Genomic DNA, 20,702 nt, shown 5'->3' with positions numbered 1-20,702 from the left:
ACCTGACGCACATGCGATGGCGATCGGGATTGTTTCGGCATCTAAAGATGATGGTTCGTCAATAGATGCTGAAACGAGAATAGATCCCGGGTTAGGCCCGGGATGACATCTTCAGAACGAAATCATGCTGTAAAGCGACTTTTGAGACGGCCCCACCAGGAGGTTTTCTGTTTAACTATAGATCTCATCAATTTCCTTCCTGAACTTTTCCAGGATCACTTTTCGTTTCAGGCTCAGTTTGGGCGTCATTTCACCCGTGTCTACGCTCCATTCCCGCGGCAGCAGTACAAATTTTTTGATCTGTTCAATGTGGTTGAACTGGGTATTATGATGATCGATAACCGAACGGAACAGATCGTGCACTTTTGGGTTTTTTACGATTTCCTCGTTGCTGCCCATTTCAATTTTCTGTTCCTGCATCCAGTCCTTTACCGCATGGAAGGAGGGGACAATGAGGGCGCTTACAAATTTTTTATCATTGCCCACCACCATGATCTGCTCTATAAACTTGCTTTCCTTCATTTTGTTTTCGATCGGCTGCGGAGCCACATATTTTCCGCCGCTGGTTTTGAACAGTTCCTTTTTGCGGTCGGTAATTTTCAGGTAGCGACCATCAATCCATTCGCCAATATCACCGGTACAAAGCCATCCATCCTTAATTACATCGGCGGTTAACTCCGGGCGCTTATAATACCCCTGCATGATGCAAACGCTTTTGGCCAGTATTTCACCGTCTTCTGCAAGCTTTACCTCTACGCCCTCTAATGCCGGGCCTACGGTTCCCATATAATTATCTTCCTTCCGGTTTACGCAGATCACGGGGCTGTGCTCCGTGGGGCCGTACCCTTCAAAAACAGGGATGCCCGCCGCATTAAAAATGCGCAGCAGTCTTTCGGGGGCCGCGGCGCCGCCGGTAATAATAAATTTAATATGGCCTCCCAGGGCCTCCCGCCATTTGCTGAACACCAGCTTTCGCGCCATATTGAGCTTCCAGTTATAAAAGGCGCCCCGGTCAATACGGTTGTTATATTGGGCGCCCAGATTCACGCTCCAGTAAAACAGGGCTTTTTTAATGCCCTTTAGTTCCTTACCCTTCAGCATGATTTTTTCATATACCTTTTCCAGTAGTCGCGGCACCGTGGTAAATCCATCGGGTTGAATCTCTCTTAAATTATCGGCAATGGTTTCCATACTTTCGGCGTAGTAAATGCCAATGCCGCTGAAGAGATAGATATAAGTGATCGTTTTTTCAAAAATATGATTGAGCGGTAAAAAACTGAGTGTCTTCGTCTGTGGCTGATCTTCAAACGGGAAGCTGGCCTTTGAAAAATAGACATTGCTTACGATGTTCTCATGGCTTAGCATCACGCCCTTGGGGGTTCCGGTGGTGCCGGAGGTATAAATGATCGTAGCCGTGTGACGGGGAGTAATCGTTGCTTTAACAGCGTTTAGCTGCACCTCGGAAACTTCAGTGAGCGGCATAAAAAGTTCGGAGTAGTGAGGGGTACCCTCAATCCGGTCAAAGGTATAGATCCCCTGCAGGTATTCCGTTTTTATGGATTGTACTTTTTCCAGCAGCTCCCGGTTGCTTACGAAGATGAATTTTGCCTGCGACTCATTCAGGATAAACTCCAGTTCGTTTGGATTGGTGGTAGGGTAAATGGGGATAAGAATAGCCCCCGTTTGCTGTACTGCAAGATCGGTAAACACCCACTCCGGCCGGTTCTGGCTGATGATGGCAATCTTATCGCTCGCTTCAGCAGACTGGTCGCTGCCGCTGATGCCCCTGCCGATCAGTCCAAGGGACAACTGGTTTACGGTATGGCCCACTTCCTCCGTGGAAAAAGACTTCCAGGCGCCATCTGTTTTTGCGTTGAGCATATCTGGTTTTGGAAAATGCTGCAGCTGGTGGGCAATGGCATCAAACAATCTGTAAGCAGGAAAACTCATATATTGTCGTTTTAAGATCTAACCTACAAATTAATGAAAATCTGCTAAATAAGGGCCGCTGTTTTAAGTAAGATGATTGTTCGGCAATAGATGCTGAAGCAGGAATAGATCCCGGGTCAAGCCCGGGATGACATCTTCGGGCCCGGGATGGCATCTTCAGAACGACATCATGCTGTAAAGCGACTTTTGACTGCCTCATTGCGAGCCAATAACCGTTTCTTTTGCGTATTCGAAATGATCATCTGCCAAAAAAAGAAGAAGATTGTAGCAACTCAAGCATAAATATGCTGAAGTTGGGCGTCCGCGATAGCGGGCCTACCACTCTTTATTGAAGCTGATAGAAACAAACTCCTGTCTAAAACAACTACCCCTTTTTATCCGGTACGGGCGGGTAAAAAGGGGATATTTTTTATTTCTTGTTCGAATAAACCTGCCCTGCCGGCATTTTGAAGACCCTTGATTTGTGAAATTCCGTAAACTTGTCGTAAGCGGCCTTGTTAGCTTCTGCCCATTTTTCAAAAGCGGCCTGGTTACTGGCCGGCCCAAACATCCATTGATTATAGGCGTCAAACATGCCATCCCGCATCAGTTGCTGGTGATATTCAAATAACCGGTAAGGCAATTTTTTATTATAGTTGTTGATCCAGTCCAGCACAAAACGTGTCCGGATCATGGCAAGTGTTTCCGGTGTAAGGCCCTGGGCTGTGATGCCCGACTGGCGTGCAAAGGTTTCCAGTACGGCCTTTGCAAATTCATTCTTTGTATTGGCGGCCGTTTGTGAAAGATTGCCGGAGAATAGGTCTTTGTAAGCATCCAGCACCATGTTTTTAATATTGCCCGATTTAGGGTTCAGGCTTTCCATATTGGCGTAGATTTCTCCATACAGGATTGCCCATATTTTTCCTTCGGGCTGTTTAAAGTAGTAAATGGCGGCATTGTAATAGTTGCCGCTATAGGAAGGGGCTACTTCCATACCTTTTTCCCACATATTAATGGCAGCAGCTCCGTTTTTCATTACTTCCAGCACTTCGCCATATTCGCTGTACAGCGGGCCCTGTTTCGGAAATTTTTCAATGGCGGTTTTATAGATCTTTTCTGCTTCCTTTCCGTTATCGGTGCCCCGGTACAGGGTGCCGGCAAGCTGGTAAGTAGCCACATCGGCTTTTTCGGAAGCCAGCAGGGGTTTTACAATTTCCAGGCCTTTTACATAGTCCTTTTTATAATAGTAAGCCAGGGCAAGGTCTTTTTGAACATCAATATTATTCTTGTCGGTTTGCGCGGCCTTGTTCAATACCAAAACGGCGTTTTCGATATCACCGGACATCATAAATTTTCGCGCATTTTCGCGCATGAGCGCAATTTGATCCTGTCCGAATGCCACAACGGATCCCATTAAAAAAAGACCCGCGGTAAAGATTTGCTTCATTTTCTAAATTTTAAATAACTGATTAACAGTATAGTTAACTGTTTTCAGGCTTATCTATCAAAAAATAAGCCGAAACTGTTCCAACAAAGACGTAAAAATAGCGCAAAGGGTGGTAGCAGCACAATTTTAATTTTTTTGGCCATTGCTGGTGTTGCGTGCGGATATGAAGACGGCCAAAGCACCAGCGCCCTGTGCATGCACTGGCACTGAGACTGGGATTGATTGTTGGTGTACTTTCTGCGCTACCTGAAAATCCGCCTGTCAAATGGGAACGCCTCAGCGCTGATAATTTTTATTTTTTTAAAATCCTTATGATAGGGGTTGATCAGCAGGTTATAGCCATCGCATGCGCGTCAGGTTAATTTTTGCCCCGGGAGCTGCAGCGCAGCGCTGATCCTGTTAGTAAACGACAATACAGGTAATAAAGGTGCAGCGCACCGGTAATCATTGCGGTTTGTACAAGCAGTGCACAGGAAATTACCGCCGCGCTGCGGCTACGGGAGGTTTTGGGTGCTCATCGTTATAAGGGTCAACGGCGCGCTGCGCCTGTTTGCCATTAAAAGATGCGATCTTTATCTGAAAATGTGGGAATTTCTGATTTCTGATGAACCTTCTGAGATACGAAGACCGCGTTAACAAAAGAAACTCCCATTTTCAAATTTTCAAATCAGCACATTTCCACATTAAGATAAACAACCCGGTTAATACCGAACCTCAAACGTCAAACCTCAAATAAAAAACCGAAGACTCCGTCAATACCCGGCTCTTATTTCCACATTTCCACATTTCCAAATCTTCAAATTAGTATGAATATCCGTTTAGTACCGAACCTGAAACAGCTATTGGCTACAACAAATGCGTTAGCAGGCCATCCCGCAATTTGGGTTCAAACCAGGTACTCTTGGGTGGCATTACCTGGCCGCTGTCCGCAATGTCGAACAGTTGCTGAATGGTAACCGGGTAAAGGCTGAAGGCCAGTTTCATTTCGCCGCTGTTTACGCGCTTTTCCAGCGCTTCCATACCCCGGATGCCGCCCACAAAATCGATGCGTTTGTCGGTACGCTGGTCTTTAATACCTAATAATTTGTCCAGCACATTTTCCGAAAGGATCGAGACATCCAGCAGACCCACCGGGTCCTCCGTATATGTATCGGGCCGGCTCCGGAGCAGGTACCAGCTGCCATCTAAGTACATCCCAAACTCGTGCAGGTGCGCTGGTTTTACAGGATCGCGGGAGGCGGTAACCTCGAAGTCTTCGTGAAGGGCCGCGATAAATTCCCCGGAGCTATGGCCGTTGAGGTCGGTTACTACGCGATTATAGTCCAGGATGGAAAGTTCGTCAGCCGGAAAGATAACCGTCAGAAAATAAGCGGCCTCATCGTTATGGGGCAGGGCCTGGTGCAGTTTTGCTGCCGAGGCGGCGCGGTGATGTCCATCGGCAATATAGGTGGCCGGTACTTTTTCTGCAAACAGCCGGGTGATCTGGTTAATGGTGGCTTCCCCGTTCACGATCCAAACGGTATGCCGGATGCCATCACCGGCTATAAAATCATATTCCGGCTGGTGGTCGTTTTTCCAGTTGCGGATAAGCGCATCCATTTCGGCTACATTATTATATGCAAGAAATACTTTGCCTGTTTGCGCCCCGGTAGCCTTTATATGATCGATGCGGTCCTGCTCTTTTTCAGGACGTGTGAATTCGTGTTTTTTTATAAGGTTGTTTTCATAGTCTGCCACCGAAGATGCGGCCACCAGTCCCGTTTGGCTGCGCCCGTTCATGATGAGCTGGTAAATATAATAGCAGGCGGTTGTTTCCTGGAAGAGGGCACCGGTTTCCCGGAAAGAAAGCAGGTTGGCCTTTGCCTTTTCATATACTGCCGGGCTGTGGATATCGGTACCGGGCGGCAGGTCCACCTCGGCCTTTGTAATATGCAAAAATGAGTAAGGGTTATTGTTAACAGCTTCCCGGGCTTCATCGCTGTTCAGTACATCATAGGGGCGGGAGGCCAGCCGGGCGGCGATGGCTTTTTGAGGCCGCAGGGCGGCAAAAGGTTTTATAATTGACATAGGGCCTGTTTAAAATTGGGTTTATGGTTTTTCTGGATGTGTTTCTGAAGGCTGTTCCATTTCGACAACGCCGCCGGTTACGGTATACTTCATCGCATCGCCGGGCGTTATGGTATCAATCAGCTGCACCCGGTTGCGCGGTAAAATATAAAGTTGTCCGGCAAAGTTGTAGGCCTGGGGTACATAAACGCCCACCATGTTGGCGCCCAGGTTAAATTTGGTCATTTCCTCATCCGTTATAAAGCCAACGATCCAGATATCGCGGTCGAAGATGTTGGCCACCACCGGCTTGGTGAACTTTTTTTTATCGCCGGTGAAGGCGCGAAAAAAATCCTTGATGGAGGTATAAAGTAATTTAATACCGGGCGTGCGCTCAAGCCAGTGGTCAAAAAAGCTGATTACGGCTTCCATGATCAGTGATGAGCTTACCCAGCCTATAAACAGCACAAACAGGATAATGGTTAAAAAGCCCAGCCCGGGTATGATGAGGATGGGGCGCAGCAGGTTGTCGACCCAATTGAAAAGCTGGTACAGGATGTAGATGGTAATGGTAATGGGGGCCAGGATGATGAGGCCCTGGATGAAATAGCGGAATAATTGCCTTGCCAGACCATCTTTTTTCTTATGAGGTACGGTAGCCATGATTCCGGCAAAAGTAACAAAATCTTACTGCAAAAGAAGTCTGTAATAAGAAGCGGATATACTCCGTTCACCGGTAAAAAAGACCCGTTCGCCGGTAATGATGGTGCCCAAACGCCGGGTAATAATAACTTCGGTTAAGTTTTTTTCAAAAAAACGTAGGAAACTTTAATAGTTCAAAAAGTTTCCATAGTTTCGTCCGGCAAAATGGAAGACGAAAACGAACATAAGATTCATATCCGCAACCAGGCATTACAGCTCTTTATGCAATACGGGGCCCGCAGCGTGAGCATGGATGATATTGCATCGGCCGTTGGCAGCAGTAAAAAAACGATCTACCAGTACTATACGGATAAGGATCACCTGGTGGGGGACGCCATTGAACAGATCCTGGCCGACAATGGCACGCAGTGCCGGACCTTTCACCAGATCTCTGATAACGCGGTACATGAAGGGTTCCTGGCCATCGGACAAACCTCTGAACTGTTCAGGAATATGAACCCCGTATTGATAAATGATCTTAAAAAATACCATCCCAGGGTTTACAAAAAATTTGTGGACTACAAGAATGAATTTATTTATGAAATCATTGTGGAAAATATCAGGCGGGGCATTGGGGAAGGCCTGTACCGCGATGATTTTAATATCGACATCATTGCACAGTTCCGGGTAGGTAGTATCGACATTCTTTTTATGCCGGAATTTTATGGCCGGCTAAAGGAAGGATTGTTCCACGCACAGCTGGAAATATTTTATTTTTTTCTTCACGGGATGGCAACGCCAAAAGGGCAGAAATTAATCGAAAAGTACAAAAAACACAAACCAAAAAATAGTTCAGATGCAAAAGATTAGGTTAATGATAATGGCCACCGTGGGGCTGATGATGGCGGGCAGCGGCAAGGCGCAGGACAGCACTCATTATTTTACTTTACAGCAGGCGCTGGAATATGGACAACAGCACAATGTGCAGGCAAAAAATGCATTGCTGGATATTAATTTGCAACAGCAGGTAAACCGTGAGGTAACGGGAACGGCTTACCCGCAGATTAATGGAAGGGCGGGGGTTACCGATAACCTGAAGCTCCCCAAACTGTTTTTTCCAAAAGGGATGGATAATTTTTTTGGTGACAAAGATGCTCCTCCTTTAGCGGAAGATACGTATATCCCTAACCTTTTTTCCGCACCCTGGAGCGGCATGGCCGGCGTTTCTTTGTCGCAGCTTCTTTTTGACGGGCAGGTATTTACCGGCCTTCAGGCGCGAAAAACGTTGATCGATTACAAGAAGAAGGCATCAGAAGTAACCTTTGAGCAAATACGGCTCAACATTGCCAAAATTTATTACCAGCTGGTGTTGAGCAAAACGCAGATCGCGCTCATAGATTCAAACATAGCGCTGGTGCAGAAAAACAGGAACGATACCAAAATTATGTATGATAACGGCTTTGCCGAAAAGCTGGACATTGATAAGCTGGACGTACAACTGGCAAACCTGGGCTCTCAAAAAAATCAGGTGCTGAATTCTGTTAGCAACGGGTACCTGGGGTTAAAAGTGTTAATGGGAATGCCCATGAAAGACCAACTGGTGCTTACCGATGCGCTTACGGATGAACAGCTGAAGGAGGGTGTGATCGAAGCGGTTTCGGAATCTGATTATAGCCAGCGGAAAGATTTTCAGGCGGCATTGTTGGGCGAAAAACTGGGGAAGCTGGACCTGCAGCGGTATCAATACAGTAAAATTCCCAGTGTAGGATTGAGCGGCTCATGGGATTATATGACGCAAACCAATAAAATGACCAAAATGTTTAACGGAACGGCGGAGTGGTACCCTGTTAGTTCCATTTCACTGAACATTAATATACCTATTTTTAACGGGTTTGCTACCAATGCCCGCATCGCCCAGGCTAAAATTAAGTTACAGCAAACCCAGAATCAGATTGAAGCTCTTAAATTATCCATCAACCAGGAACGGGAGTCTTCGGTGAATACCTTTAAATCGGCCATCACCGATATGGACTATCAAAAGCAGAACATGAAGCTGGCGGAAAATGTATATCAGCAAACCAAAAAGAAATATGAAATGGGTACCGGCAGCCAGATCGAGATCGATAATGCCCGGGTACAGCTGCAATCGGCTCAAACAAACTATTACAATGCCCTGTACAATGCCGTTGTGGCAAAAGTGGACTTCCTAAAGGCCATTGGTAAATTTTAACATCCAAACTATTTAATACTATATTTTATGCACAGCGTTTTAAAAACCACATTGACGATTACTGCTTTTGCATTGGTGCTTTACTCTTGCGGAGGCGGAAAGGAGAAGGGAAAGGCTGGCGATCTTAAAGCCAAAATTGAAAAACTGAAAGCCGAGCAGAAGAAGAACAATGATGAACTGACCCAGTTAGAAACAGAACTGGCAAAGCTGGAGCCCGGTACCATTAAAGCGAAATTTGTAACCATCCAGGCTATTGGAAGCAATGCCTTCAATCACTACATCGACCTACAGGGCAGGATTGATGCGAAAAACAGCGCTTATGTGGCGCCCAAAGGACAACCGGGGGTGGTAAGGGCCATTTATGTAAAGCAAGGGGACCATGTGAGTAAGGGACAAGTTCTGGCCAAGCTGGAAGATGCCCTGCAGCAGCAGCAGTTAATTGGATACCAGCAGCAAACAGGACAAATTAAAGCACAGTTAAAGCTGGCCCAAACAACTTACGAGCGGTATAAAAACCTTTGGGCCAATAATATTGGCGCGGAAATTCAGGTAATACAGGCAAAAACCAATGTAGACGCCCTTACATCTCAGCTACGCGCCGCAGAGGCGCAGATACAGGCCGCAAAAGAACAGCTGGCTTTTACCAATGTAAGAGCAGATATCAGCGGGGTAATTGACCAGGTAAATGTAAGAGTGGGTGAACTGTTCTCCGGCGTGGCGGGCACAACGCCGCAAATTTCAATCGTAAACACATCCAATTTAAAACTGGTGGTGAATGTTCCGGAAACCTATATCGACCGGATCAAAGCGGGTACTCCTTTAAAGATTACCCTGCCGGATGCCGGCAATAAGGAAATTGCTGCAAAAGCAAGTGTGGTCAGCAAGCTGATAGACCCCACCACCCGTTCCTTTTATGTAGAGGCTGCCGTACCATCGGATCCTGCCATCCGCGCCAACCAGCTGGCAAAAGTACAGATCCAGGATTATAGTTCCGGAGATGCTATTACCGTACCGGTAAACACCCTGCAATCGGACGACGAAGGAAAATTTGTATTGGTAGCGGTGAAAGAAGGGAATAACCTGGTGGCCCGCAAAAAGAGAGTAGTGGTAGGCGAGCTGTATCGCGATCAGCTGGAGATTAAATCCGGGCTGGCAGATGGCGATCAGCTGATCACAGAAGGATTTCAGAGTTTGTACGACGGGCAGGTGGTAACCACCCAGGGTGCAAAATAAACGGAGCAGGCACTAAACATATCTTACTGCAAATAATTTACATATGAGTATTTTAGAAGATTTTTTAGAGAAGAGCAAGCGATTTAAACCTACGGATTGGGCGGTAAAGAACCGTACAACACTTTATTTGATTATACTGATGGTTTCCCTGTTTGGGGTATACAAATTCATCTCCACGCCCAAGGAAAGTTTTCCGGATGTGGTGATCCCCAATGTGTACATATCCACCATCTACGTGGGAAATTCACCAAAGGATATAGAAAATCTGGTAACACAGCCCATCGAAAAGCAATTGAAGGGCATGACGGGGGTTAAGGTTACCAAGGTGACCAGCAGCTCCTTCCAGGATTACTCCTCCATCATGGTGGAATTTGGTTCGGATGAAAAGGTGGAAGTGGCCCTGCAGAAAGTAAAGGATGCGATCGATAAGGCACGGCAGGACCTGCCTACCGACCTTACCCAGGAGCCAACGGCGCTGGAAGTAAGTATGTCGGAGATGCCCATCATGTATGTGAACCTGAGTGGCGACATTGACCGGGTGCGGTTAAAGGAGTATGCCGATAAAATGAAGGACCGTATTGAAGAGCTGCCGCAGATCACCCGGGTAGACCTGGTGGGAGCGCCGGAACGGGAGTTTCAGATCAACGTGGATAATGCCAAAATGCAGGCCGCAGGTATCACTTTTGATGATATTGCCGGTGCGGTAAGGGCAGAAAACAGGGATATTTCCGGCGGATTGCTGGAAGTGGGCAATATGCGGCGCAATCTGCAGCTGAAAGGCCAGTTTAAGACCGCAAGGGATATTGAAGAAGTGATTGTGCGCAACAACACCGGCAATCCCATTTACCTGAAAAATATTGCCACCATAAAAGATACTATTAAGGAAACAGACAGCTATGCCCGGCTGGATGGCAAAACCGTGCTCACCTTAAATATTGTAAAACGCAGTGGCGAAAACCTTATTGAAACCAGTGATGCGGTAAAGACGATCAGCGAGGACATGAAGAAAACGGTGTTTCCTCAAAACCTGAATGTGACCGTTACCGGGGACCAGAGCATTTCTACCCGTACCTCGTTCAATGACCTGGTCAATTCCATTGTGATCGGGTTTATATTGGTGCTGATCATCCTGATGTTCTTTATGGGGCTTACCAATGCCTTCTTTGTGGCCTTAAGTGTGCCGCTGAGTATGTTTGTAGCCTTTATGTTCATACCCGTTGGGGAAGCATTTATTGGCACCAATATCACGCTCAATTTTATGGTGCTTTTTGCGCTGTTGTTTGGATTGGGGATTATTGTGGACGATGCCATTGTGGTTATTGAGAATACGCACCGCATTTTTACAGAAGGAAAGGGGAAAGTGAATGCGCAACAGGCCTCTATGCTGGCCGCCGGTGAAGTATGGTTGCCGGTTCTTGCAGGAACATTGACCACATTGGCGCCGTTTTTTCCGCTGCTGTTCTGGCCGGGGATCATTGGTAAGTTTATGATCTATCTGCCGCTGATGTTGATCTTTACACTGGCTGCTTCGCTGGTGGTAGCCTTCCTTATGAACCCGGTATTTGCAGTGGATTTTATGAATCATCCCGATAGCCCGGAACATAAAAAGAAATCTGATGTGTTCCGCTCACGGTCCTTCATCACGATGATCGTAATTGGGGTGCTCTTTGACCTGGTGGGCATACCCATGGGTAAGGGGAGCATTGCCTTCTTCATCGGGAACCTGTCGCTCTTCCTCGCGCTTCTTACCGTATTATATGTTTACTTTTTTGACGACTGGATCCATAAATTTCAAAATAAGGCGTTGCCCTGGATCATGGGCCACTATGAGGACCTGCTGAAGTGGGCACTCAAAGGCTGGCGGCCGGTTGGGCTGCTGCTGGGCGCTTTTGGTTTGCTAATCGTCTCCTTTATGATGTTTGGCGCCTCTGCGGGAGCCGGAAGAACCAAGGTGGTTTTCTTTCCGTCATCCGATCCCAACTTTATTTACGTATACCTGAAGCTGCCCAGTGGTACCGATGTAAAATACACGGATTCTATTACCCGCACTCTGGAATCCAAGGTAAATCAGGCGCTGGATATGGATCCGGCCAAAGGCAAAAAGAACCCGGTGGTGGAGAGTGTGATCGCCAACGTAGCCGTTGGCGCGGCAGATCCCAACAGTGGAGACAGAAGTACCCGCAGTAACCTGGGGCGCATACAGGTTTCCTTTGTGGAATTTGAAAAACGACATGGGGTAAGCACGGCGCCTTACCTGACCAAAGTGCGCCAGGCCATCAAGAATATTCCGGGTGCAGAGATCTCGGTGGAACAGGAAAAAAATGGTCCGCCCACAGACCCGCCCATCAATATTGAAGTGGCCAGTGAGGAATTTGATAACCTCATTCCTACGGCAGTGGGCTTAAAGAATTACCTGGATAGCTTGCAGATCCCGGGTGTGGAAGAGCTGAAAATGGATGTAGACCTGAGCAGTCCGGAGGTAACACTTAAAGTGAACCGGGAAAGGGCGCTGAGCGAGGGTGTGTCTTCGGGCCAAATCGGCATGCAGATCCGCACCGCGTTGTTTGGAAACGAAGCCAGCAAGATCAAAAATGGCAAGGATGAGTATAAGATCTACGTAAGAAATACCGAGGTGCAGCGCAAGAACCTTACCGATCTGCTCAATATGAACGTGGTATTCCGCGATATGGCCACCGGAAAAGTAAAAAGCGTACCCATTAGCTCCGTGGTAGATGTGGATTATACCAATACGCTGGGAAGCGTACAGCGCAAAAACCAGAAGCGGATGATTACCCTGCGCAGTAATGTGTTGGAGGCAGAAGGGTATACGCCCACTGCGGTAAATGCCCAGATCAAATCTGCCATTGATAATTTTCATGCCGCCGGCGATGATGTTACTATTAAGCAGACAGGAGAGGGAGAACAGCAGGCAGAAACAGGCGCCTTCCTGGGAAGAGCGCTGATGATCGCCCTGGGGCTCATCCTGCTCATCCTGGTGACGCAGTTTAACTCCATGAGTAAGTCGGTGATTATCTTAACAGAGATCATATTCAGTATTATTGGGGTGCTGCTGGGCTTTACGTTTACCGGCATGGCGGTTTCGGTAGTAATGACCGGTGTGGGAATCCTGGGACTGGCGGGTATTGTTATTAAGAACGGTATCCTTGTGATTGAGTTTGCCGATGAGCTGCGGGGGCGTGGACTAAAGACCCGCGAAGCCGTGATACAGGCCGGTAAAACACGGATCATTCCCGTACTGCTGACGGCACTGGCAGCCATTATGGCGCTGATACCGCTGGCGGTTGGATTTAATATCAACTTTGTGACGATGTTTTCCGAGCTCAATCCAAAGATCTTCTTTGGCGGCGACAATGTGATGTTCTGGAAACCCCTGTCCTGGACCATTATCTTTGGACTGGCTTTTGCATTCTTTATGACGCTGGTAATGGTACCCAGCATGTACCTGATTGCAGAAAGGTTGAAGCGGCCCATGCGCCGGCAATACGGGGGAAAATGGATTTCCTTCCTGGGTATTCCACCGGCCATATTTTTATTTATTCCCCTGATGCTGCTTACCATGTTCCGGCAAAAAAGGAAAGTAGCCCGCAGGAGAAACAGGCTGGCAGGGCAAAAGGATACGGTAAACGAAGCCTATATCGGGAGTTGGTTCTAAAGAACCCATAAACCTTTCAATAAAGTACAAACGGCGACTCAAAAGGTCGCCGTTTGTTGTATATTTTTTTTGCTATGCGGGACTTTAGGGATGCTATGCGAGACTTAAAGTCTCGCATAGCTCAATAAAAAAAGCTCCTTTCAAAAGGAGCTTTTTTTATATCCGTTGTGGAATAAAATTAATAACGATCGCGGTATCCGCCGCCGCCGCCTTTGTTGTATCCGCCGCCGCCCTGGCCAAAGCTTCTTTTTTTGTAGCCACCGCCACCGCCGGCGCCACCTTCTTTAGGACGGCTTTCGTTTACAACAATGTTCCTGTTGTCAACTTCTGTGCCGTTTAAAGCATCAATAGCCGCTTTGGCTTCGTCATCATTCGCCATTTCTACAAAACCAAAGCCTTTGCTGCGGTTTGTGAATTTGTCCGATACGATCTTGGCAGATGTTACTTCCCCATAAGGAGCAAATAAGTTTTGAAGATCCTGGTCCTTCAGGTTCCAGCTAAGGTTTCCTACGTAAATGTTCATTTTGTTTGAATTTTAAAAAATAAAAGAGTGCTAAAACAGTACCAAATTCAATGAACATTAAAAATATTCCGAAACTTTTTTACTGAAAGAACACTGTAATCTACATCAAATATAGGCTAATTTCTTGGCTGCCCAATTTTTTTTAGAGGAAATAACAAAAAAAACACACCAGGGGTGTGTTTTTTAGAAATTTTGGAAAGATGGTATTATTCGGCAACCACTTCAAATTCAACTTCAGTGCTATGACCTCCGCCAAAATCGATGGTAGCTTTATAAGTTCCCAGTTCTTTGATATCATCAACGATATGGATCTTTTTGCGGTCAATTTCATAACCTTTTTGCTCGCGGATAGCCCGGCTCAGCTGCAGGTTGGTAACGCTTCCAAAGATCTTGCCGCTGGTTCCTGTTTTAGCGCCCAGTTTTAAAGGAGCTGCATTCAGTTTCGCAATAACGCTGTTGATTTCAGCCAGCATGGCCGCTTCTTTCTTGCGGGCCTGTTTCAAACGCTCTTCCAGCTGTTTTTTGTTGCTGATGCTGTTTTCGACAGCTAATTTACGGGGAATCAGGAAGTTACGGGCGTATCCATTCTTTACGCTTACCACTTCATTGGCAGCGCCTAAATTGTCTACATCCTGGATCAGAATTATTTCCATTGTATTTGTTGCCTGCAAACCGCAAGCGGGTTTTAGTTCCCGGAGCCCAATCGGTGATTGTGACTGTCTGGCGCCGCAGCGCCATTAGGGAGGGTTACTAATTTTAGTGAGTAGGAAGTGGGGAAACAGGTAGAAGGACTGGCCTACTTGCTATTTACTACTAACTACTTGCTATCCAATCTATTTTAAAAGATCTGTTACGTAAGGCAACAAAGCCATCTGGCGGGCTTTTTTTACCGCATCGGAAACCCGGCGCTGAAATTTCAGGCTGTTGCCGGTCAAACGGCGGGGCAGTAATTTGCCTTGTTCGTTCAGGAATTTTTTCAGGAACTCTACGTCTTTATAATCAACGTAGCGGATGCCATATTTCTTAAAGCGACAAAACTTCTTAATACGCTTGTCGGTTTTAATGGCGGTCAGGTATTTGATTTCATTCTTTGCCATAACTTAAGCCTCCACTGCTTTTTCGGTTCCTGTTTTAACGCCACTATTCTTTTTTGCATTATACTCAACGGCGAATTTATCGAGTTTAGTGCAGAGGTGACGAAGCACAGATTCGTCACGCAGAAGCTGTATTTTCAGCTTCTCATTGAAGTCGGATGGCGCAGTGTATTCCAACACCCAGTACAAACCAGTGGTTTTTTTCTGGATGGGGTACGCCAGTGATTTCAGTCCCCAGGGTTTTTCGTGTACGATAGAGCCACCTGCTTCAGTTACCAGACCGGCAAACTTTTTCTGAGCAGCTTTAAACTCGTCTTCGCTTAAAACCGGGGTAAAAATCACCATCAATTCATAATTGTTCATTACCCAAATTGTTTTTAAAAAATAAATAAAAGGACCTTAGGTAATCCTAAGGGGCTGCAAAGATAGGCTTAATTTCCGATTTGTTGTTTCTGGTTGCTTATTTTTTGGGGCTGTAAGCTGTGGTACAGCCATCGGCCCTGGTTCCCTGCCCGCCTGCAATCTTTGCGCCGCGCTCGTTTTCCAGCTGCGGCAAAGGATTTCCGGCTCAGCAGGGCAGCCCTTCAGCATTGAATATGAATTATTTATATGGCGCAGTTCTTCGATACGTTCTTCGAGACTTGAAGTCTCGAAGTGTTATTCTATCGCCTCCGGCGATAAAAAATCAAAACAATAGATCAATGTCCATAATCCCCTTCCCGCCCGCATAGTCGGCAGCACTACTATACAGGTAATGCGCCGGCTCCCGAACCAGCCCCGCTTTTACGGGGTTTTGATGAATATAATTGAGTTTGCTGCGTAGAAAATGTTCTGAATAGAGCTCTTCTGGGTGATTGTTGCCGGTCCAGACCTTAAAATAGTCATTGGCATTGGTCCGGTTGGCATAAAAGCCAAACATGTGCAATAGCCAGTTGCGGCGACTTTCGGGTTCTTCTTCAATTGAGCGGGTAATGGCTTTGCTTGTGTGTGTTTTAAAATCCCTGATGATATCGCTCAGATTATTTTCGCGAGCAGTCCACATAAGATGAAGATGGTTCGACATGATTACATAGGCGCCCACCTGAAGCCCTTTATTTTTTCTGCAAAATTGCATACTTTCCAGCATCATATCGCGGTAGCGTTGCCGGGTAAAAATGTCAATCCATCCCATAATCGTAAAAGTTAAAAAATGTGTGGCTCCCTGATCCCGGATCTTGTAGCCTTCAGCGAATTCATAGCTCATGGTGTAGGTTTTTAAAGGTTATTTAAATTATTGCCGGAGGCAATATTATATGTTCTTCGAGACTTCAAGTCTCGAAGAACATCATTAGCTGGCGGCTCTGATATCTTCTACCCTCATCTGCAGGCTTTTGCGGCCCTGCCATTCGTTTTCATCAATTTTGAACACCAGGTCAAAGGGCCGGCCTCCGGATACTATAGAAAATTTGGATGCCATATTAAACCCGATCCCCGTCAATTGGAGCCCTTGTTGCTGTACTGCAAACCTGAGGTGCTGCTCTTTTACAATCCGGCTAAAGCCGGTATCGGTTACATTGCGCGCTATAAAAACCGGGGTCATATTCCCCGGGCCAAAGGGCTCCATCTGGCGTAGGATATTATAAAAGGCCGGAGTGATGTCGGCAAAGGAAATTTCCGCATCCACCAGGATCTCCGGAACCAGCAATGCTTCAGAAATGCTGGCAGCCACTACCTGCTCAAATTTTTCGCGAAACAGTTCAATGTGATCCTTATTTAAAGTAAGACCAGCAGCAGCAAAATGTCCTCCGTAATTAACGAGGAGCTCCCGGCAGGCATGGATGGCTTCATACAAATTAAACCCGGGCACGCTGCGGGCGCTACCAGTGGCATAATTGCCGTTTTCTGTAAGTACTACGGTAGGGCGGTAATGGTGCTCAATGAGCCGGGATGCCACAATGCCTACTACTCCTTTATGCCAGTGCGGTTGGTAAACAACGGTTGATTTGCGGGTGCTCCAGGCTGCGTTTGCTGCAATGATTTCCAATGCTTCCCCGGTTATGCTGGCATCGGCCTCTTTGCGCTCACTATTATCATTGTGCAGCAGTTCCGCATAGGTAAGGGCTTCCTCATAGGAAGGTGCTACAAAAAGCTGAACAGCCTTCCGGGCATCATCCATCCTGCCGGCGGCATTTACCCGGGGGGCAATCATGAACACCAGGTTTTGTATATGCATCGGAAGCCGGGTGCCACTCAGGAATGCGAGGGCTCTGATACCCGGGTTGGGGGCTTCGTTAACCCGCTGCAGCCCGTAAAAGGCCAGGATCCTGTTTTCACCGGTAATGGGTACAATGTCGGCCGCAATGGCGGTGGCCACCAGATCCAGGTACTGGTGGGGAAAGGTATCCGGCAGCCCGAGTTTTTCGCAGAGCGCGGCAACCAGTTTATAGCCCACTCCGCAACCGCAAAGCTCCTTGTAGGGATATGGACAGTCCTTTTGTTTGGGGTTCAGTATTGCTATGGCATCAGGAATCACTTCATCCGGAAGGTGGTGATCGCAGATAACAAAATCGATCGCCAGCGTATTGGCATAGCCAACCAGGTCTACCGACTTAATACCACAATCCAGGGCAACAATGAGCGAAAAACCGTTTTCTTTTGCAAAATCGATTCCCGCCTTGCTAACGCCATATCCTTCCCGGTACCGGTGCGGGATATAGAAATCTACATTTTCATACTGTGTTTTTAAAAACCGGTACATCAGGGCCACCGATGTGGTACCGTCTACATCATAGTCGCCGAATACCAATATCCTTTCCTGGTTCCGGAAAGCCCTGGACACCCGTTCCACGGCTTTGTCCATATCTTTCATGAGCCAGGGACTATGGAGCTGGTTGATTTGAGGACGAAAAAAATCTTTTGCATTTTCAAAAGTCCGGATACCGCGCTGTACCAGGATTTTGCAAATTTCCGGATTGATTTTCAATGTATTGTATAGTGCATTGACGTCTTCATGGTTTGGCTGCAATATGTTCCAACGTTTATTCATTACAGTATGGTGCGCCATCAGTGCCGGCGGGTGCTTTTAGTATTTTCTTTCGGTTACATAGTTAACAAGGTCAACCAGGCCCTGGCGGTATTCATTGGCGGGGCAGGTTGCCAATATTTCTAATGCTTCTGTTTTGTAGGCATACATTTTTTCCTGTGCGTAGCTAATTCCCCCGGTTTCTTTTACCACATTCAATACCCATTGCACTTTTTGCCGGTCGTTATTATTGTTTTTTACAATATTAATGATTTTTTGCCGGGTGGCCTTATCGGTATTGTTAAGGGTATAGATCAGGGGGAGGGTCATTTTTTTTTCTTTTATATCATTGCCGGTAGGCTTTCCAACGTCTTCGCTGGCATAGTCAAAAAGATCGTCCTTAATCTGGAAGGCGATTCCTGTTTTTTCACCAAAAAGCCGGATTTTTTCAGTAATTGATTCATTTTCAGTTACAGACCAGGCTCCGGCACTACAGGCAGAAGCCAGGAGAGACGCTGTTTTATTTTTGATGATTTCGTAGTAAATGCTTTCTTTCAGGTTCAGGGAGCGCGCCTTTTCGAGCTGGAGAAGCTCGCCTTCGGCCATTTTTTGTATGGCATCGGACATAATCTTCAGCATGCGGTAATCGCCATGTTCGAGGGAAAGCAGGAGACCGGTGGCAAAAAGATAGTCACCCACCAGCACGGAGGCTTTATTTTTCCAAAGGGCGTAGGTGGAGAAAAAACCCCGCCGCTCAAAGGAGTCGTCTACAACGTCATCGTGTACAAGGGAGCCGGTATGCAGTATCTCCACCAGGGAAGCGGCCCTGTAGGTGGCCTCTGTGGTAGGGCCAAATACCCGGGCGGAGAGGAAAACAAACATGGGCCGCAATTGTTTACCCTTGCGTTTAACAATATACCGCATAATACGGTCCAAAAGCGGGGTATTGCTTTTTACCGCTTCATTAAACCGCTGTTCAAAATTGGCTAATTCAACTTTTATTAGGGACGTGGGAAGCTTCATTGTCAATACGTAAATTATGGGCAAAATAAGGCTAAATCCTTCAAATCAGCATGATTTAAAACACTCATTTTTAATTGAAAATAAGCAAGAAAGCGGTAAAAATTTATTATTTTTTTTGGTTAAAAATTTGTTTATTTAAGAAATGGCTCTAAATTTGCTATTCATTTTAGGAAATCGTTTTTAAATCTTAATCCTTAGTTATGACAAGCAAAAAGTACACATTATTGGCAGGTTTAGGCTGCCTGATTGCGTCTACAGGGTTTGCCCAAGTAAGCCCCTCGCATCCGTACACAGCGCCTCATCCGCTGTACGGTACTTATTCTGTTACTGACTCTAATTATTATTCTGGCAAAAAACTGCAACAGCATAATGATTTTATGGTTGGTACAAGCGATTATCCCGCTAAACCGAAAGACATGTGGGAACTCGGTATCAAAGGTGGATCGTTCACTGTTATTGGTGATGTAAACTCCCGCTTTGGTAATTCTTTTGGATTTGGCGGTCATATCCGCAAATCTTTAGGTCACGTTATGTCGTTGAGACTGGAGTATGTTTATGGTTCTGCTAAAGGGCTGAACTGGAGACCTTCTTCTGGTTATACAAACGCTGGTAGCAATACTCCTTGGGCTGGTTATAATGGCGCTGGTGTTAACTACAATTACAAAACAACCGCTCAGGATCTGTCTTTACAGGCCTTATTTAATATCGGAAACATCCGTTTTTATAAAGCACAAACCGGTGCTACCATTTATGCCCTGGCGGGTCTTGGTGTAAACACTTTCCGTACGTCTGTGAATGCCCTGAATGGTTCCAGCCCATACACATTCCCTGCACCCGGATCTCAGGATAATGTAGATCGTAAAGACGCTATGAAGGCGGCTAAAGATATGCTGGATGATTCTTACGAATCTCCTGCTGAAAGAGACCCAAGTGTAAAATGGAGCAAAATGTTTGCCGGCTATATCACTCCTTCTGCTACTGCAGGTGCTGGTGTTGCTTTCAGACTTTCTCCCCGTGTTAATCTGGCCATTGAAGATCGTGTTATTTACAACATGAACGCTTCTGACCTGTTAGACGGTGATCGTTGGGCTGAGCAGCCTTCGCTGACTCCTGATAAAGATTTCTTTAACTACCTGACTGTTGGTCTGAACTTTAACCTGGGTAACAAATCCAGAAGAGTTGAGCCCCTGTACTGGCTGAACCCGCTGAACTATGCCTATGGCGAACTGCGTCGTGTTCCAGAAATCGTACTGCCTGATGCAGACGGTGATGGTGTTACCGATCAGTTTGACCAGGAGCAAACTCCTGCAGGTTGCCCGGTTGATACACACGGTGTAAGCCGCGATACAGATGGTGACGGCGTTCCTGATTGTAAAGATAAAGAACTGGTAACTCCAACTTATTGCCAGCCGGTTGACGCTGATGGTGTTGGTAAATGCCCTTGCCCCGAAGGTTGTGTAACTCAAAAAGTTGACGATTGTGCAGCTTTACTGGGTGCTTTACCAAGCGTAACTTTCAAAGCAAACTCTAATACGCTTTCTTCTGATGCTGCTGCTTCTTTAGCTACTGTAGCTTCTAAACTGAGAGCGAACCCCAACTGTAAAGTGGTTGTAGTAGGCTATTGCGCAGCTACAAAACGTCAGCAGCAGTTAAGCTGGGATCACGTAAATAAAGTGATTACTCACTTACAGGAAAAAGAAGGTATCAGCGGTGATCGTTTCATCTTCTCTTCCGGTCAGGAAGGTGGAGATTGCAATACCGTAGACATCCGTGCTGCTGCACCGGGTGAAGACGGACCGAACACAGTTGCTCCTCCGCATCCCAATCTTCGCAAAAAATAGTAACTTTTTGCTATAACAAA

16 protein-coding genes are annotated in these 20,702 nt (G+C 46.6%); 5 read left to right on the top strand and 11 right to left on the bottom strand.

What is annotated here, in order from left to right:
- Nucleotides 1-171 precede the first annotated feature (171 nt).
- The 4 genes from GGU45_RS03690 to GGU45_RS03675 form a co-directional block, all read right to left on the bottom strand.
- Nucleotides 172-1,950, bottom strand: a complete 1,779-nt coding sequence (locus GGU45_RS03690; RefSeq protein WP_435222135.1) for an AMP-dependent synthetase/ligase — start codon at nt 1,948-1,950, stop codon at nt 172-174.
- Nucleotides 1,951-2,359: 409 nt separating this feature from the next.
- Complete coding sequence (locus GGU45_RS03685) at nt 2,360-3,376, bottom strand: tetratricopeptide repeat protein (protein ID WP_435222134.1); 1,017 nt, start codon at nt 3,374-3,376, stop codon at nt 2,360-2,362.
- An 846-nt stretch (nt 3,377-4,222) separates the two neighbouring features.
- On the bottom strand, nt 4,223-5,443 hold the full coding sequence (locus tag GGU45_RS03680) for a DUF1015 domain-containing protein (protein WP_435222132.1): 1,221 nt from the start codon (nt 5,441-5,443) through the stop codon (nt 4,223-4,225).
- Nucleotides 5,444-5,464: 21 nt separating this feature from the next.
- On the bottom strand, nt 5,465-6,085 hold the full coding sequence (locus tag GGU45_RS03675; RefSeq protein ID WP_435222130.1) for a DUF502 domain-containing protein: 621 nt from the start codon (nt 6,083-6,085) through the stop codon (nt 5,465-5,467).
- 204 nt (nt 6,086-6,289) lie between these two features.
- On the opposite strand from GGU45_RS03675, the gene GGU45_RS03670 reads away from it, so the two are divergent.
- The 4 genes from GGU45_RS03670 to GGU45_RS03655 are packed head-to-tail and all read left to right on the top strand — an operon-like array spanning nt 6,290 to nt 13,200.
- Nucleotides 6,290-6,934 carry a TetR/AcrR family transcriptional regulator gene (locus tag GGU45_RS03670; protein WP_435222128.1) on the top strand — a complete coding sequence of 215 codons (645 nt, stop codon included), beginning with the start codon at nt 6,290-6,292 and terminating at the stop codon, nt 6,932-6,934.
- On the top strand, nt 6,921-8,294 hold the full coding sequence (locus GGU45_RS03665; RefSeq protein WP_435222126.1) for a TolC family protein: 1,374 nt from the start codon (nt 6,921-6,923) through the stop codon (nt 8,292-8,294). Before GGU45_RS03670 ends, GGU45_RS03665 begins: the two co-directional genes overlap by 14 nt.
- 27 nt (nt 8,295-8,321) lie before the next feature.
- Nucleotides 8,322-9,527 (top strand): efflux RND transporter periplasmic adaptor subunit, encoded by a 1,206-nt coding sequence (locus GGU45_RS03660; RefSeq protein WP_435222124.1) that lies wholly within the window; start codon nt 8,322-8,324, stop codon nt 9,525-9,527.
- 43 nt (nt 9,528-9,570) lie between these two features.
- Complete coding sequence (locus GGU45_RS03655) at nt 9,571-13,200, top strand: efflux RND transporter permease subunit (protein ID WP_435222122.1); 3,630 nt, start codon at nt 9,571-9,573, stop codon at nt 13,198-13,200.
- A 178-nt stretch (nt 13,201-13,378) separates the two neighbouring features.
- On the opposite strand, the gene rbp is transcribed toward GGU45_RS03655, so the two are convergent.
- From rbp to GGU45_RS03620, 7 genes are all read right to left on the bottom strand, one after another.
- Nucleotides 13,379-13,723 carry an RNA-binding regulator gene (gene rbp, locus GGU45_RS03650; RefSeq protein WP_435222120.1) on the bottom strand — a complete coding sequence of 115 codons (345 nt, stop codon included), beginning with the start codon at nt 13,721-13,723 and terminating at the stop codon, nt 13,379-13,381.
- A gap of 206 nt (nt 13,724-13,929) precedes the next feature.
- Nucleotides 13,930-14,376 (bottom strand): 50S ribosomal protein L9, encoded by a 447-nt coding sequence (gene rplI / locus GGU45_RS03645; protein WP_435222118.1) that lies wholly within the window; start codon nt 14,374-14,376, stop codon nt 13,930-13,932.
- Nucleotides 14,377-14,556: 180 nt separating this feature from the next.
- Nucleotides 14,557-14,820 carry a 30S ribosomal protein S18 gene (gene rpsR / locus GGU45_RS03640; protein ID WP_435222117.1) on the bottom strand — a complete coding sequence of 88 codons (264 nt, stop codon included), beginning with the start codon at nt 14,818-14,820 and terminating at the stop codon, nt 14,557-14,559.
- Between the two features lie 3 nt (nt 14,821-14,823).
- Nucleotides 14,824-15,180 (bottom strand): 30S ribosomal protein S6, encoded by a 357-nt coding sequence (rpsF, locus tag GGU45_RS03635; RefSeq protein ID WP_435222115.1) that lies wholly within the window; start codon nt 15,178-15,180, stop codon nt 14,824-14,826.
- A gap of 322 nt (nt 15,181-15,502) precedes the next feature.
- Nucleotides 15,503-16,060: an REP-associated tyrosine transposase gene (locus tag GGU45_RS03630; protein WP_435222113.1), complete on the bottom strand. Its 558-nt coding sequence runs from the start codon at nt 16,058-16,060 to the stop codon at nt 15,503-15,505.
- An 84-nt stretch (nt 16,061-16,144) separates the two neighbouring features.
- Entirely contained in the window at nt 16,145-17,821 is a 1,677-nt protein-coding gene (gene recJ / locus GGU45_RS03625; protein ID WP_435222112.1) for a single-stranded-DNA-specific exonuclease RecJ, read from the bottom strand.
- Nucleotides 17,822-17,878: 57 nt separating this feature from the next.
- A complete protein-coding gene (locus GGU45_RS03620) occupies nt 17,879-18,841 on the bottom strand; it encodes a polyprenyl synthetase family protein (RefSeq protein WP_435222110.1) in 963 nt (320 codons plus the stop codon).
- Nucleotides 18,842-19,041: 200 nt separating this feature from the next.
- Here GGU45_RS03620 and GGU45_RS03615 point away from each other — a divergent pair, with 200 nt between their 5' ends.
- Nucleotides 19,042-20,682 (top strand): OmpA family protein, encoded by a 1,641-nt coding sequence (locus GGU45_RS03615; protein ID WP_435222108.1) that lies wholly within the window; start codon nt 19,042-19,044, stop codon nt 20,680-20,682.
- Nucleotides 20,683-20,702: the final 20 nt, after the last annotated feature.

The organism is Niabella hirudinis (genome assembly GCF_051201075.1).
Lineage (GTDB): Bacteria > Bacteroidota > Bacteroidia > Chitinophagales > Chitinophagaceae > Niabella > Niabella hirudinis.
Note: the sequence above shows the minus strand (reverse complement) of the source record. Positions and strands in the feature narration are given on the sequence as shown.